13 protein-coding genes are annotated in these 12,942 nt (G+C 38.3%); 8 read left to right on the top strand and 5 right to left on the bottom strand.

Annotated elements, in window-relative coordinates:
* Nucleotides 1-11: 11 nt before the first annotated feature.
* The 3 genes from CCC20_RS07060 to CCC20_RS07070 all read right to left on the bottom strand — a co-directional run bounded on the left by CCC20_RS07060 (nucleotide 12) and on the right by CCC20_RS07070 (nucleotide 1,834).
* Nucleotides 12-251, bottom strand: a complete 240-nt coding sequence (locus tag CCC20_RS07060) for a hypothetical protein (RefSeq protein WP_285394906.1) — start codon at nucleotides 249-251, stop codon at nucleotides 12-14.
* 256 nt (nucleotides 252-507) lie between these two features.
* On the bottom strand, nucleotides 508-1,122 hold the full coding sequence (gene def, locus CCC20_RS07065) for a peptide deformylase (protein WP_285394904.1): 615 nt from the start codon (nucleotides 1,120-1,122) through the stop codon (nucleotides 508-510).
* A gap of 67 nt (nucleotides 1,123-1,189) precedes the next feature.
* Nucleotides 1,190-1,834, bottom strand: coding sequence for a cyclic nucleotide-binding domain-containing protein (locus tag CCC20_RS07070; protein ID WP_003063150.1), 645 nt, complete (start codon nucleotides 1,832-1,834; stop codon nucleotides 1,190-1,192).
* Nucleotides 1,835-1,927: 93 nt separating this feature from the next.
* Between CCC20_RS07070 and CCC20_RS07075 the strand changes: the two genes are divergently transcribed.
* Nucleotides 1,928-3,088, top strand: coding sequence for an MFS transporter (locus CCC20_RS07075; RefSeq protein ID WP_003063152.1), 1,161 nt, complete (start codon nucleotides 1,928-1,930; stop codon nucleotides 3,086-3,088).
* Between the two features lie 12 nt (nucleotides 3,089-3,100).
* Nucleotides 3,101-3,955 carry a MurR/RpiR family transcriptional regulator gene (locus CCC20_RS07080; protein ID WP_069789190.1) on the top strand — a complete coding sequence of 285 codons (855 nt, stop codon included), beginning with the start codon at nucleotides 3,101-3,103 and terminating at the stop codon, nucleotides 3,953-3,955.
* 116 nt (nucleotides 3,956-4,071) lie between these two features.
* Here CCC20_RS07080 and CCC20_RS07085 read toward each other — a convergent pair whose 3' ends face one another.
* Nucleotides 4,072-4,455 (bottom strand): VOC family protein, encoded by a 384-nt coding sequence (locus CCC20_RS07085; RefSeq protein ID WP_013851439.1) that lies wholly within the window; start codon nucleotides 4,453-4,455, stop codon nucleotides 4,072-4,074.
* A gap of 17 nt (nucleotides 4,456-4,472) precedes the next feature.
* Complete coding sequence (locus CCC20_RS07090; RefSeq protein WP_058692694.1) at nucleotides 4,473-5,318, bottom strand: Cof-type HAD-IIB family hydrolase; 846 nt, start codon at nucleotides 5,316-5,318, stop codon at nucleotides 4,473-4,475.
* A 313-nt stretch (nucleotides 5,319-5,631) separates the two neighbouring features.
* Between CCC20_RS07090 and rpsO the strand changes: the two genes are divergently transcribed.
* The 6 genes from rpsO to CCC20_RS07120 all read left to right on the top strand — a co-directional run bounded on the left by rpsO (nucleotide 5,632) and on the right by CCC20_RS07120 (nucleotide 12,933).
* Nucleotides 5,632-5,901, top strand: coding sequence for a 30S ribosomal protein S15 (gene rpsO / locus CCC20_RS07095; RefSeq protein ID WP_003063161.1), 270 nt, complete (start codon nucleotides 5,632-5,634; stop codon nucleotides 5,899-5,901).
* Nucleotides 5,902-6,384: 483 nt separating this feature from the next.
* Nucleotides 6,385-9,066 (top strand): bifunctional acetaldehyde-CoA/alcohol dehydrogenase, encoded by a 2,682-nt coding sequence (gene adhE, locus CCC20_RS07100; protein ID WP_013851441.1) that lies wholly within the window; start codon nucleotides 6,385-6,387, stop codon nucleotides 9,064-9,066.
* A gap of 72 nt (nucleotides 9,067-9,138) precedes the next feature.
* A complete protein-coding gene (locus CCC20_RS07105; protein WP_058692695.1) occupies nucleotides 9,139-9,492 on the top strand; it encodes a hypothetical protein in 354 nt (117 codons plus the stop codon).
* Nucleotides 9,493-9,503: 11 nt separating this feature from the next.
* Nucleotides 9,504-9,737, top strand: coding sequence for a GlsB/YeaQ/YmgE family stress response membrane protein (locus CCC20_RS07110; protein WP_003063169.1), 234 nt, complete (start codon nucleotides 9,504-9,506; stop codon nucleotides 9,735-9,737).
* Between the two features lie 212 nt (nucleotides 9,738-9,949).
* Nucleotides 9,950-12,133, top strand: a complete 2,184-nt coding sequence (gene pnp, locus CCC20_RS07115) for a polyribonucleotide nucleotidyltransferase (protein WP_058692696.1) — start codon at nucleotides 9,950-9,952, stop codon at nucleotides 12,131-12,133.
* 44 nt (nucleotides 12,134-12,177) lie between these two features.
* Nucleotides 12,178-12,933, top strand: coding sequence for an SseB family protein (locus CCC20_RS07120; RefSeq protein ID WP_058692697.1), 756 nt, complete (start codon nucleotides 12,178-12,180; stop codon nucleotides 12,931-12,933).
* Nucleotides 12,934-12,942 lie beyond the last annotated feature (9 nt).

A 12,942-nucleotide genomic window follows, 5' to 3' on the forward strand; every position in this document is an offset into this window, starting at 1 on the left:
CAAATTATTAATTAATAGAGAGTAGTGTTGTTTTTTTGCCCGACAAGGAACAACACAATTGCCACGATTCCAGAGACAAAGCCACCAATGCCAGCGATAACACCGATTATGGTGACAGCGCTAGAGATAATACCATGGGTACCTATGCGACTTAGCAAGCTAATCAGGTTAAGTGACAACCAACTCATTGCCGTCAAAGCAAGGGACAAGAGTAACATTTGATTATGTTCACCATAAACTTTTCTCCTCAAGAGCTTTCTCTGTTTGAATAGTATTATTTATTGCTAATACTAATAAGCTAACTCTATCACAACGAAGGTGTGATTTACGATATTCTCAAATATGAAATTTATGTCCCCAAAAATCTCATATTCAAAAAATAAATATATACTTTTAAGTGAAGATGTTTTTTTATTACGAATGGTTTTGCTAAAATGGTATTTAAGCTCACCTTAGCCACAAAAAAGCTCATTATCAATTTCTGCGAAAGACAATGAGCTTTTTGTTTTATTCGATAATTAGCATACCTTTTTTAATGGCAAATGGATTTTTCTCATCGATTCGATCGTAGAACATGATACCGTTGGTGTGGTCGATTTCGTGTTGAACGACGATTGAATTATAACCTTTGAGTTTCATGCGATGTTTTTCACCATTTTTATCAAAGTAATCAACGGTTACACGCGAGTGACGAACCACATAGCCTTCGACAACACGGTCAACAGACAAGCATCCCTCACCATCAGCAAGCGCAGCATCTTGAACAGAATGTGCCACAACTTTTGGATTGTACATGACTTCTTGTAAGCTATAAGCATCTTTTGGTGGATTACCGTCTTTGTCCTCAGGATTTGGAACGAGAACAGCAATGATGCGTTTTGAAATGTCTAATTGTGGGGCTGCTAGACCAACACCACCACGCAAGCCCATTTTTTCAGCTGTCACAGGGTCTTGTGAGTTTTTCAAGAATTGCAACATTTTTTCGCCTAGAATAATTTCTTCATCAGACAAAGGAAACGTTACTTCTTCGGCAACCGCACGAAGTGTCGGATTGCCTTCACGAATGATGTCATCCATATTGATTAAATGACTTGGTTTTGCTAATTTTTCAATAACTGACATATTTTCTCCTCAATTTATTCTATAATAACAATATAGCACAAAAATGCGGAACGAGAAAGTTAAAGGCTTAATTAGTGATTTTTAGGTCAATCAATTGTGTCATGTCTTTGATGTAATAATAGGGTCTGCGTTTTTCAATGATTCCTGTATCAATCAGTTCATGAATGACACGCAGTAAATGACGGTAGCTGACGCTAAATGAATCAGCAAGGCTTGTCAATTCTAATTTGAAAACACCTTTTTCCTCGATAGCCAAGATATGCGTTGCTAGGCGTTCTTTCAATGTGTAATTTAAATTCGTTGATGCGCGAATATTTTGCTCGTAGAGAGATTGTGCTAAGCCCTTGCTCAAGTTTAAAAGTAGGGCATTGTCAGAAAGCAATTGTTCACGAATACCAGCTAAAGGTAATTGGATAATGAGAGTATCCTCAAGAGCGATGACAGATGATACGACAAGCTGGTCTGTTAATAACTCGATATCACCAATTAAGGTTGGCTTTTCTTTAATGTCAAGAATGTGTTCTTTTCCGTTAAAAAGTCGGCGAACGATTTTGAGTTTTCCATTGGCAAAGTAAGAGAGTGCTGTTAATGATTCGCCTTGATGACAAATGGCATCCCCAGCAGATAGTTGCAAGACTTGCAATTTATCAAAATAATGAGTAGGGAAGATTTTTTCTAGCTGATATTCTTTAATATAGGCTTCTAATGACACGTATATCTCCTTTTAATTGTGACAAAAGTCATATTTTTATGCGTTAACTTTGATTATACTTGATTTGATGAAAAAAACAAGTAAGGAGTTCGTATGAAAGCACTTTTGGAGAAACTTAGTCTTTTGTCGCTGTCTCTTATGTTGGTTTCGACCTTTTCGACGTCAACAGCTCTGCCGCAAATGATTTCAACTTTTCAGCAACAAGGCTATGCTGCAAGTCAGGTTGAAATGCTGTTTTCCATTTCCTCTTTTGCCATTATGGGAATGTTGGTGATAAATCCATTCTTGGACCGTTTTCTGTCAGAACGCAGCAGTATCATTTTAGGGCTGTCATTCATTGCATTTGGTGGAAGTTTGCCTGTTGTTGGCAAAACGTATGCGTTGGTTGTTGTCTCACGTGTGCTTCTAGGAATGGGAATTGGTCTGATTAACGCGCGTGCGATTAGTATCATTAGCGAAAATTACCAAGGAAATGAGCGCGCACAAATGCTTGGCTTTCGTGGGTCGTTTGAAGTGCTAGGCAATGCTTTTTTAACAGCTCTGGTAGGCTTTTTAGTGCCGTTTGGATGGTCATGGGCGTTTATCGTTTATCTTTTTGCCTTACCTATTTTACTGTTTTATTTGCTGTTTGCTCCAAAACGAGCCGTTGTAGCGGAAGTGGCTAGCCAAAAAACATCAGCTAAATTTACGAAAAAAGATATTGTGTATATTGTCGGATTGTCTTTATTGGCAGGATTTGTGATTAATATTAATAGTGCTAATAGCCTTAGAATTCCAGTTATCGTTGACCAACTGCACCTTGGAAGTCCACGCCAAGCTAGTTTAATTTTGAGCGGCATGATGTTAATGGGAATTCTCTCTGGTATTTGCTTTGAAGGCTTATTAGCACGATTTAAGAAACAGCTGATAATTGTTTCCTTGCTTCCATTTGCTCTTGGGTTGTTTATGCTTGGTGTGGCACACAATCTCTGGTTAATGCTTATCGGAACAATGCTTTCAGGGTTCTGGTACAGCATTGTGGTTACAAGCGTCTTTAGCAATGTGTCAAATAAAATATCGCCACAATTGATTGGACATGCGACAACTTTGGTTCTGTTATTTTGTAATTTTGGCGGAGCTAGCGCAGCCATTGTCCTCAGTCTTTTTTCAAAAATCAATCCACAACCTGGTTTTGCCTTTGTGATTTATGCTATTATTAGCCTAATAATCAGCCTTATCTTGATGTTTAAAACACGCTTTTTAAGTCAAAAATGATACAATAAACCTATGAAAATGATACAAAGGTTACAATTACTAGAACACCTAACACCAACAGAACAGATTTTAGTAGATTATTTAAAAGAAAATCCAGAAGAATTTATTGGTTTAAAACCAAAGGAAGTCTCAGATAAACTTTTTATTTCTGTTTCGACCATTTACCGCTTGATTAATAAGCTGGGATTGCGTGGGGTCAATGACTTGAAATTACTTTTGCGAACAGATCTCCAACAAGGTCAAAATCACCAAGTCTCAGATATTGATTTTCCAATTTTAGAAACGGATACGCACTATGAAGTGATGTTGCGGTTAAAAGAGGTTTATGAGCGAACAATCGAGGATACCTTGGGTTTAGCAGACCCAGAAACGTTGGTTTCTGCCGTTGAAAAAATGTCAAAAGCAAACATCATCGACATTTATACTTCATCAGCGAATTTGTATTTTGCGGAGAATTTTCAATTTCAAATGCAGGAGATTAATCAGCTGGTGACGGTACCAAAAGACGACTATATCAAGAGTTTGACAGCGACAAACAGTGATAGTAGTCACTTGGCTTTCGTGATTTCGTTTGGTGGTCGTGGCTCTTCAATGGAGGCCTTTTGCAAGATATTGAAGAAAAATCAGGTACCTATTATTCTCTTGACATCAACACAAGGAAATCCCTTGACAGCTTATGCTGACGATATTATTTACATGGCTTCTTCTGAAAATCACTACAATAAGATGTCGTCATTTTCGACACGAATGACCTTACTTTATTTGTTAGATAGTTTGTACTCTTTGTATTTCCAATTAAATTACGACCAAAATTTGGCATTCAAATTGGAAGCTTACGAGCGAATGACCAAAACGAAAAAAGAATAAAAAACTTGGTAACTACTCCTAATCCCTATCTGACTAGGATTTAGCCCAAGCTTTTTTGTTTGCTATAGGTGAGATTCGCAAATGCTGGATAGGTAATCTACCCACAGCAAAGTCTATTAAACGGTCAATTCTAAACGATTCCCTTCGGGGTCACAAATGACGGATTCGTAGTAACCGTCACCAGTTGTTCGGGGTTGACCTAAAACATGATAGCCATCGTTTTCAAGCTGTGCCGTTAACTGATCAACGGTTTCTTTACTACCAAGTGAAATGGCTAAATGAGCAAAGCCAAGACTCTCATCAACGCCTTCAGAAATGTCCTCGCGATGACACAATTCCAATCGAGCAGCATTGTCAGGGAAGCTTAAAAAGTAGGAAGAAAAACCTGTTCGTGGATTGTGATAGCGTTTGGATGCCGTTGTTTGAAAGTATTTAGCAAAAAACTCTTTCATCGTTTCTAAATCACGTACCCAAACACCGATGTGTTCAATTTTTATCATTTCTATCTCCCGTTTAATCAAATGGTAAAGTAATCTCGTAACGTTTCAGCGATACCGTCCTCGTCGTTAGAAAGGGTAATAATATCGGCAATATCTTTCAATTCTTGCACAGCGTTTGCCATTGCTACCGCAGTTCCAGAATAAGTCAGCATACTAGCATCGTTTTGTCCGTCACCAAAAGCAATCATATCCTCTGGTTGATAACCAAGCGGTGCTAAAACAGTATCCAAGGCTTTTGCCTTGTCGATTCCTTGAGCAGTAAATTCATAATAAAAATCTGCCGTAAACATTGAACTGAGTTTGCCTTCAAATGGTGCAGCAATTTCTTTGTAATGTGTAGCAAGATAATCGCTACTGCCAGCCAATAAGATTTTATTGAGCGGGAAATCAGCAAAGGCAGCCAAATCACGCTTTTCAGCTAGCAAATATTTACCGCCACGTGCTTCGTATTCAATGATATTAATGTCTAGATTCTTTTTCTCCCAATGAACCATGTTGTTATAGACGTCGTTGACGTACATATAATCCCCTTTGCTAATCATTGGGATGACATCAAATTGTTTCACGTGTTCAAGAACTGCTTGTCCTTCTTCAACTGTCATGGCTTGATTGAAAAGAATATCGCCAGATTCACAATCCACTACCACAGCGCCATTATAAGCCACTAAAAGCCCGTGGTGCTTGTCCATTGCTAATTCTTTAGCAAAATCCTGCATACCACTTACAGGACGACCAGAAGCCAAGATGAGACGTGCTCCTTGTTCTTGAGCGGCTAAAAGAGCTTCTTTTGTTTTAGGAGTGATTTTTTTCTCGCTGTTTGTCAATGTTCCGTCAATATCCATGATAATTAAAGATTTTGTCATAAGAGTTCTCACTTTCTTGTTGTTTGATTTCAGTATAGTTGATTTTGGAAAAGATGAAAATAGCTGAGCGTTGTTTAGAATGTTCTTGTCATTTTTTCTGACGTTCTTGATAAATTTTTGAAAAAAGTTTTTCAAACAGATGACTTCCAAATAACTTTTAGATGACCTTAGCTAAAAACATTAAAAACCTTTGACAAAAGCAGCAGTAATCTGCTACAATAAGGACTGTCGTATGACAAGTAACTTTTTCTTGGTTGTAGGAGACGCCAAAAACCTACGACTCGGATGAAGCAATATAAAGGAGAAAAATATTATGGCAATCTCAAAAGAGAAAAAAAATGAAATCATTGCTCAATACGCACGTCACGAAGGTGACACAGGTTCAGTTGAAGTTCAAGTAGCTGTTCTTACTTGGGAAATCAACCATCTTAACGAGCACATTAAACAACACAAAAAAGACCACGCAACTTACCGTGGATTGATGAAAAAAATCGGTCACCGTCGTAACTTGTTGGCATACCTTCGCCGCACAGATGTTAACCGTTACCGCGAATTGATCGCATCACTCGGACTTCGTCGTTAATCAGACGCCCAAGTCAACTAAAAGCTTCTTGGATTTTTCCAAGGGGCTTTTTTGTATTTTCCAAAATGATTTCTCCTTTAAAATGGTAAATTTCACAAAAGATGAAAACAAACAATAATAACCTTGAGATGATTAAATAAAATGAGATAATCGTGTCAAAAGTGATAAAAAAATTAATGGAATAAGGTTTGTGGCGTTTTATTTGTATTCCCTTACAATGCTTTTATAATAAAAATGAAAAAGCTTACAAAAAATACTTGACTTTTTTTGAAAAAAGTTTAATATAGTTGGTGAAGAATATCACAATGATTGATAGTTGAAGAACTTAACCTTTGATTTTGTGTAGTGAAGAGAGTTTTTTGACCTCTGTTGAGGTTTTAGACGACTATACAGGCTTTGTTTTTATCTTGGTGTCATTCATTCATTGTTCTTCTTAAAAATTGAGGCACTTATTTTAAGGGTACTTATATGGAGGTTTTCTTAATGGCTAAAGCAACAAATGCAGATGTAAAGAATAACGAGTTGAGCGCTGAAGAAGTAGCTCAGCAGTACACAGGGGCTCTTGTCGATAAAGCTCTTGAAGCTGAGCGCGTTTATGCAACTTATTCACAAGAACAAGTTGATAAAATTGTAGCAGCTATGGCTCTCGCAGGTTCTGAAGCTTCGCTAGAATTGGCAAAAGAAGCACATGCCGAAACTGGTCGTGGTGTCGTTGAGGATAAAGATACTAAAAACCACTTCGCAACAGAATACGTTTATGAACGTATCAAAAATGAAAAAACAGTTGGCATCATTGGTGAAGATAGGGTTTCTGGAAGTATTCAAATTGCAGCCCCTCTCGGTGTTTTAGCAGGTATTGTCCCAACAACAAACCCAACATCAACAACAATGTTTAAAATTTTGGTGGCGTTGAAAACACGTAATGCCATTGTTTTTGCATTCCACCCACAAGCACAAAAATGTTCAGCTCATGCAGCAAAAATTCTTTACGATGCTGCGGTGAAAGCTGGTGCTCCGGAAAATATTGTCCAATGGATTGAAACACCATCAATCGCTAACACAACAGCCCTTATCCAAAACAAGAAAATTGCTTCTATTTTGGCAACTGGTGGACCTGGTATGGTAAATGCAGCCCTTAAATCAGGTAACCCATCAATGGGTGTTGGTGCAGGTAATGGTGCTATCTATGTTGATGCAACTGCTCATATTGACCGCGCTGTGGAAGACTTGCTGTTATCAAAACGCTTTGATAATGGTATGATTTGTGCGACTGAAAATTCAGCAGTCGTTGAAGCGCCAATTTACAAGGAATGGTTGCAAAAAATGCAAGATAAAGGTGCTTACTTAGTACCTAAGAAGGACTACAAGAAAATTGAAGACTTTGTTTTCAATGACAACCATGGTGTAAACGGTCCTGTTGCCGGAATGCCAGCAACTTGGATTTGTGAACAAGCTGGTGTGAAATTGCCAGAAGGCAAGGACGTTCTCTTGTTTGAACTTGACAAGCAAAACATCGGTGAAAAACTATCATCAGAAAAATTGTCTCCACTCCTTTCAGTATACAAAGCTAAAGATCGTGAAGAAGGTATCGAAATTGTTGAAGCGCTTCTTGATTATCAAGGTGCAGGACACAATGCCGGTATCCAAATTGGTTCACAAGCAGATCCATTTGTAGCAACATATGGCGATGCCGTGAAAGCATCACGTGTCTTGGTTAACCAACCAGATTCAGTCGGAGGTATCGGTGATGTCTATACAGACGCACTTAAAGCCAGCTTAACACTTGGAACAGGATCATGGGGGAAAAATTCATTGTCACACAATCTTTCAACTGGCGATCTCTTAAATATCAAGACTGTTGCGAAACGTCGTAACCGTCCACAATGGATTCGCTTACCAGAAAAAACTTACTACGAAAAGAATGCTATCTCATATTTGCAAGATGAATATGAACCAATGCAACGTGCTTTAATTGTAGCAGACCCAGGTATGGTTCAATTTGGCTTTGTTGACACTGTCCTTGCTCAATTGGCATTGCGTGATGAAAAAGTCGCAACATCAATTTACGGAACAATCAAACCAGACCCAACTCTTGGACAAACAATCGAAATTGCAAAACAAATGCGTGATTTCAAACCAGATACAGTCATTGCAATTGGTGGTGGCTCTGCTATTGATGCATCTAAAATTGCACGTTTAATTTATGAAGTTTATCTTGACCGTGGTGATGAATTCCTTGATAGTTATGATGCTGTTAGCGAATTTTTCCTTGAATTGCAACAAAAATTCATTGATATTCGTAAACGTATTGTGAAATTTAAACATCAAACAACAACACGCCTTTTCTGTATCCCAACCACATCTGGTACAGGTGCTGAGGTAACACCATTTGCGGTTATTACTGATGATTATACACACGTGAAATACCCACTTGCTGATTATGAATTGGTACCACAAGTTGCTATTGTTGATCCAGAATTTGTTATGACTGTGCCAAAACGTACAGCAGCTTGGTCAGGATTAGATGCTTTGTCACATGCTCTTGAATCTTACGTATCAGTTATGGCATCTGACTTTACACGTCCATGGTCTCTTGAAGCTATCAAGTTGATTATTGAAAATCTTGAAGATGCTTATAACTACGATCCTAAGAACCCAACACTTCGTGGTGAAAAAGCTAAAGAAAACATGCATTATGCAGCAGCTATTGCTGGTATGGCATTTGGTAATGCTTTCTTAGGTATCAACCATTCACTTGCTCACAAAACAGGTGGTGAATTTGGACTTCCACACGGTTTAGCTATTTCAATCGCAATGCAACATGTTATCCGCTATAACGCTGTATCTGGTAATGTTAAACGCTCAGTTTACCCACGTTATGAAGAATACCGTGCTCAAAAAGATTACGCAGATATTGCGCGTTATATTGGTCTTAAAGGTAAAGATGATGCAGAATTAGTTGAAGCACTTTGCGATCGCATTGATAAATTGATGCATGCTGTTGACGTTGAACCAAAACTTTCTGCTAATGGTGTTACAAAAGAAGCCTTTGATGCAGCAGTTGATCGTTTGGCAAGTTTGGCATATGATGACCAATGTACTCCAGCAAACCCACGTCAACCATACATTTCAGAATTGAAACAACTTTTGATTGATATGTTCTAATATTAGTTGTTTAGTTAGCAGTCAATACCATAAAAGCCTCCATTTGGGAGGCTTTTATGTTACAATAAGGGTATGATATTTGGAATTTTAGCATTTTGTTTTGTTTTAATGGGACCGCTAGGGTTGATTTTTCTTGGTTTGAGTTTGTCAATTGGTCACCGTTGGAAATATATGTGGCTTTTGTCACTAGCATTCGGAATTGTGTTTTTAAGTTCCTTTATTTTCATGGCAGAACAAACAATTGTTTTTTTAATACTGATGATACTAGGTTCTTTTGGAATGGGATTTACTTGCCCGAATCGATTTAGCAAACGGAGTCGAATAGCTTTATTTGTCGTGGCTATTTTGGTTTTGGTATTTTATCTAATCGTCTTTTGGATAATTAGTGGAGTTCTTTCAAATATTTCTAGTGGGACAACGATTTAAAGGAGAATATTATGATTTGGTCATTAATTGTCGGATCGCTTATTGGGATGATGGCTGGTGCAATTACCAATAGAGGAGAGTCTATGGGCTGCATTTACAATATTTTTGCTGGTTTAGTTGGTTCTTTTGTTGGTCAAAGTTTATTTGGCTTTTGGGGACCATCGTTAGCTGGTATGGCAATTTTACCATCGATTTTAGGAGCTATCATTGTTATTGCAGTCGTTGATTTATTCTTTGGCAAGTAAAACAATGATATATTTTGGTAAGAAGTAGTTGTCAACTGACAACTGCTTTTTAGTATTCTTAAAAAACTATGCTACAAGCTCTGCTATTTCCCATAAAATGTGATAAAATGATAGAGATACGTGGTTTTATGCAAAGACGAGTTTATAAGTCTTTTACAGACTGGTTTTTGTAGAAAACGGACGTATCAAAATAAAATATCAGAGGAATAAATATGTCAAAACAAACTTTTGAAACAACTTTTGCTGGCAGACCACTTGTTGTTGAGATTGGTCAAGTTGCTAAACAAGCCAATGGCGCTGCTGTGGTACGTTATGGTGAATCAACCATTCTTAGTGCAGCTGTCATGTCTAAGAAGATGTCAACAGGTGACTTTTTCCCACTTCAAGTTAACTATGAAGAAAAAATGTATGCAGCTGGAAAATTCCCTGGTGGTTTCAATAAACGTGAAGGACGCCCAACGACTGATGCGACTTTGACAGCGCGTTTGATTGACCGTCCGATTCGTCCAATGTTTGCAGAAGGCTTCCGTAATGAAGTTCAAGTGATTAATACCGTTCTCTCTTACGATGAAGATGCTAGTGCGCCAATGGCGGCTATGTTTGGTAGTTCACTTGCTTTATCTATCTCAGATATTCCATTTAACGGACCTATTGCAGGCGTTCAAGTAGCTTACATTGACGGTGAATTTATTATCAATCCGTCAGCTGCACAAAAAGAAGCATCACTTCTTGAGTTGACTGTGGCTGGTACAAAAGATGCCATTAATATGGTTGAGTCTGGTGCCAAAGAATTGTCAGAAGACATCATGCTTGAAGCGCTTCTTAAAGGGCACGAAGCTGTTCGTGAATTGATTGCTTTCCAAGAAGAAATCGTCGCAGCTGTTGGTAAAGAAAAAGCTGAGGTTGAATTGCTTCAAGTTGACCCAGAATTGCAAGCTGAAATCATCGCAGCTTATAACGCTGACCTTCAAAAAGCAGTTCAAGTTGAAGAGAAAAAAGCGCGTGAAGCAGCGACAGAAGCTGTGAAAGAACAAGTCATTGCTGTTTACGAAGAACGCTACGCTGAAGATGAAAATTACGAAACTATCATGCGTGACGTTGCTGAAATCCTTGAACAAATGGAACATGCGGAAGTCCGTCGCTTGATTACTGAAGACAAAATTCGTCCTGATGGTCGTCGTGTTGATGAAATTCGTCCATTGGATGCTGAAATTGATTATTTACCAAAAGTTCACGGTTCAGGTCTTTTCACACGTGGACAAACACAAGCATTATCAGTTTTGACCCTTGCTCCAATGGGAGAAACACAAATTGTTGACGGTCTTGACCCAGAATACAAGAAACGTTTCTTACATCACTACAATTTCCCACAATATTCAGTTGGTGAAACAGGACGCTATGGCGCTCCAGGTCGCCGTGAAATCGGTCATGGTGCCCTTGGTGAACGTGCTCTTGCGCAAGTTCTTCCTAGCTTAGAAGAATTTCCATATGCAATCCGTCTTGTAGCTGAAGTATTGGAATCAAATGGTTCATCTTCACAAGCTTCAATCTGTGCGGGTACTCTTGCTCTTATGGCTGGTGGTGTACCAATCAAAGCTCCAGTAGCAGGTATTGCCATGGGATTAATTTCAGACGGTAGCAATTACACAATCTTGACAGACATTCAAGGTCTTGAGGATCACTTTGGTGATATGGACTTTAAAGTTGCTGGTACACGTGAAGGAATTACAGCGCTTCAAATGGATATTAAGATTGAAGGAATCACCCCTCAAATCTTAAAAGAAGCTCTTGCTCAAGCTAAAAAAGCTCGTTTTGAAATCCTTGATTTGATTGAAGCAACTATCCCAGCACCACGTGCTCAATTGGCTCCAACAGCACCAAAAATTGATACAATCAAGATTGACGTTGATAAAATCAAAGTTGTCATCGGTAAAGGTGGCGAAACGATTGATAAAATTATCGAAGAAACTGGTGTTAAAATCGATATTGACGATGAAGGAAATGTATCTATTTATTCATCTGACCAAGCTGCAATTGACCGCACAAAAGAAATCATTGCTGGTTTAGTTCGCGAGGCTAAAGTTGGTGAAGTTTACCATGCCAAAGTTGTTCGTATTGAAAAATTCGGTGCGTTTGTTAATCTCTTTGATAAAACAGATGCCCTTGTTCACATTTCAGAAATTTCATGGTCACGTACGGCTAATGTTTCTGATGTTTTAGAAGTCGGTGAAGAAGTCGATGTTAAAGTCATTAAAGTTGATGATAAAGGTCGCGTTGATGCTTCAATGAAGGCTTTGTTACCACGTCCACCAAGATCTGAGAAAGAATACAAAGAACATTCACCATTTGGTGGACACTTGCGTGATCGTAAAGAAAAGCATGACAAAATCGACTGATTGTCTGTCTTAAAGATCATTCTTTATAATTTTGGAGTTTTATCATGACAAATACAAATGAACTTGATATCCGTTTGCGTGCCTTTATTAACGCACCAGACAATTTTTTAGATAGTGTTGCTCTTGTTAATGCCTTGCATAACAACTCTGTCTTAGCCAGTGATCAGCCTTATACTCTTGAAATTGATGGGCAAAAGGTGACACCTGTTTTTTCAGACAAAGATGACCTTGAAACATTTAAAACAGAACAAGCTAGTGCTCTACAACAAAATTGGGTGGAACGTTCAACGCTAGATGTTTTGAGAGAAGTTGTTGAAAAAGGATTGACAGGACTTGTTTTTAACCTCAAAAAGACAGGTGATTTTGGCAATTCAACCATTTTTAAAAGCAGTGAATTGATTCAATTTTTGAATGTTTACACAACTATCCTAAACAAACTCATGGGAGAAGAAAATCTCGCCGCAGATGTTTTGGATAAATATTATTTAGTACCTGCTTTTGTTCACCCACGTGATGACAAAAGTTTTGATCGCATGTTTCCAACAATGTCAACACCAGAAGGCAAAAGCTATGTGCCTGCTTTCTCAAACCTTCAAAGTTTTGCTAAATGGTATAACCACAACGATTTTGGTTTGCCATTCCGTAAAGCACAAGGAAGTGTTTTAACGTGGCGTTTGGCAGATATTTACCAACCAGGACATGGCGAAAATGACATTGATGAAACCGTAGGAGTTGCGATTAATCCATTTGACGACCAACAAATCTTAGTGGATTGGTCTGAAATTGACGAAGACGAATAAAGGAAAGGA

It is taken from the genome of Streptococcus sp. LMAG:39, assembly GCF_008680485.1.
Classification (GTDB): Bacteria; Bacillota; Bacilli; order Lactobacillales; family Streptococcaceae; genus Streptococcus; species Streptococcus pasteurianus.

Coding starts and splice junctions, on each gene's coding strand:
- CCC20_RS07105 (WP_058692695.1), top strand. CDS start 9,139: ATGATATTTGGAATTTTAGCATTTTGTTTTGTTTTAATGGGACCGCTA.
- rpsO (WP_003063161.1), top strand. CDS start 5,632: ATGGCAATCTCAAAAGAGAAAAAAAATGAAATCATTGCTCAATACGCA.
- def (WP_285394904.1), bottom strand. CDS start 1,122: ATGTCAGTTATTGAAAAATTAGCAAAACCAAGTCATTTAATCAATATG.
- CCC20_RS07110 (WP_003063169.1), top strand. CDS start 9,504: ATGATTTGGTCATTAATTGTCGGATCGCTTATTGGGATGATGGCTGGT.
- pnp (WP_058692696.1), top strand. CDS start 9,950: ATGTCAAAACAAACTTTTGAAACAACTTTTGCTGGCAGACCACTTGTT.
- CCC20_RS07085 (WP_013851439.1), bottom strand. CDS start 4,455: ATGATAAAAATTGAACACATCGGTGTTTGGGTACGTGATTTAGAAACG.
- adhE (WP_013851441.1), top strand. CDS start 6,385: ATGGCTAAAGCAACAAATGCAGATGTAAAGAATAACGAGTTGAGCGCT.
- CCC20_RS07120 (WP_058692697.1), top strand. CDS start 12,178: ATGACAAATACAAATGAACTTGATATCCGTTTGCGTGCCTTTATTAAC.
- CCC20_RS07090 (WP_058692694.1), bottom strand. CDS start 5,318: ATGACAAAATCTTTAATTATCATGGATATTGACGGAACATTGACAAAC.
- CCC20_RS07075 (WP_003063152.1), top strand. CDS start 1,928: ATGAAAGCACTTTTGGAGAAACTTAGTCTTTTGTCGCTGTCTCTTATG.
- CCC20_RS07080 (WP_069789190.1), top strand. CDS start 3,101: ATGAAAATGATACAAAGGTTACAATTACTAGAACACCTAACACCAACA.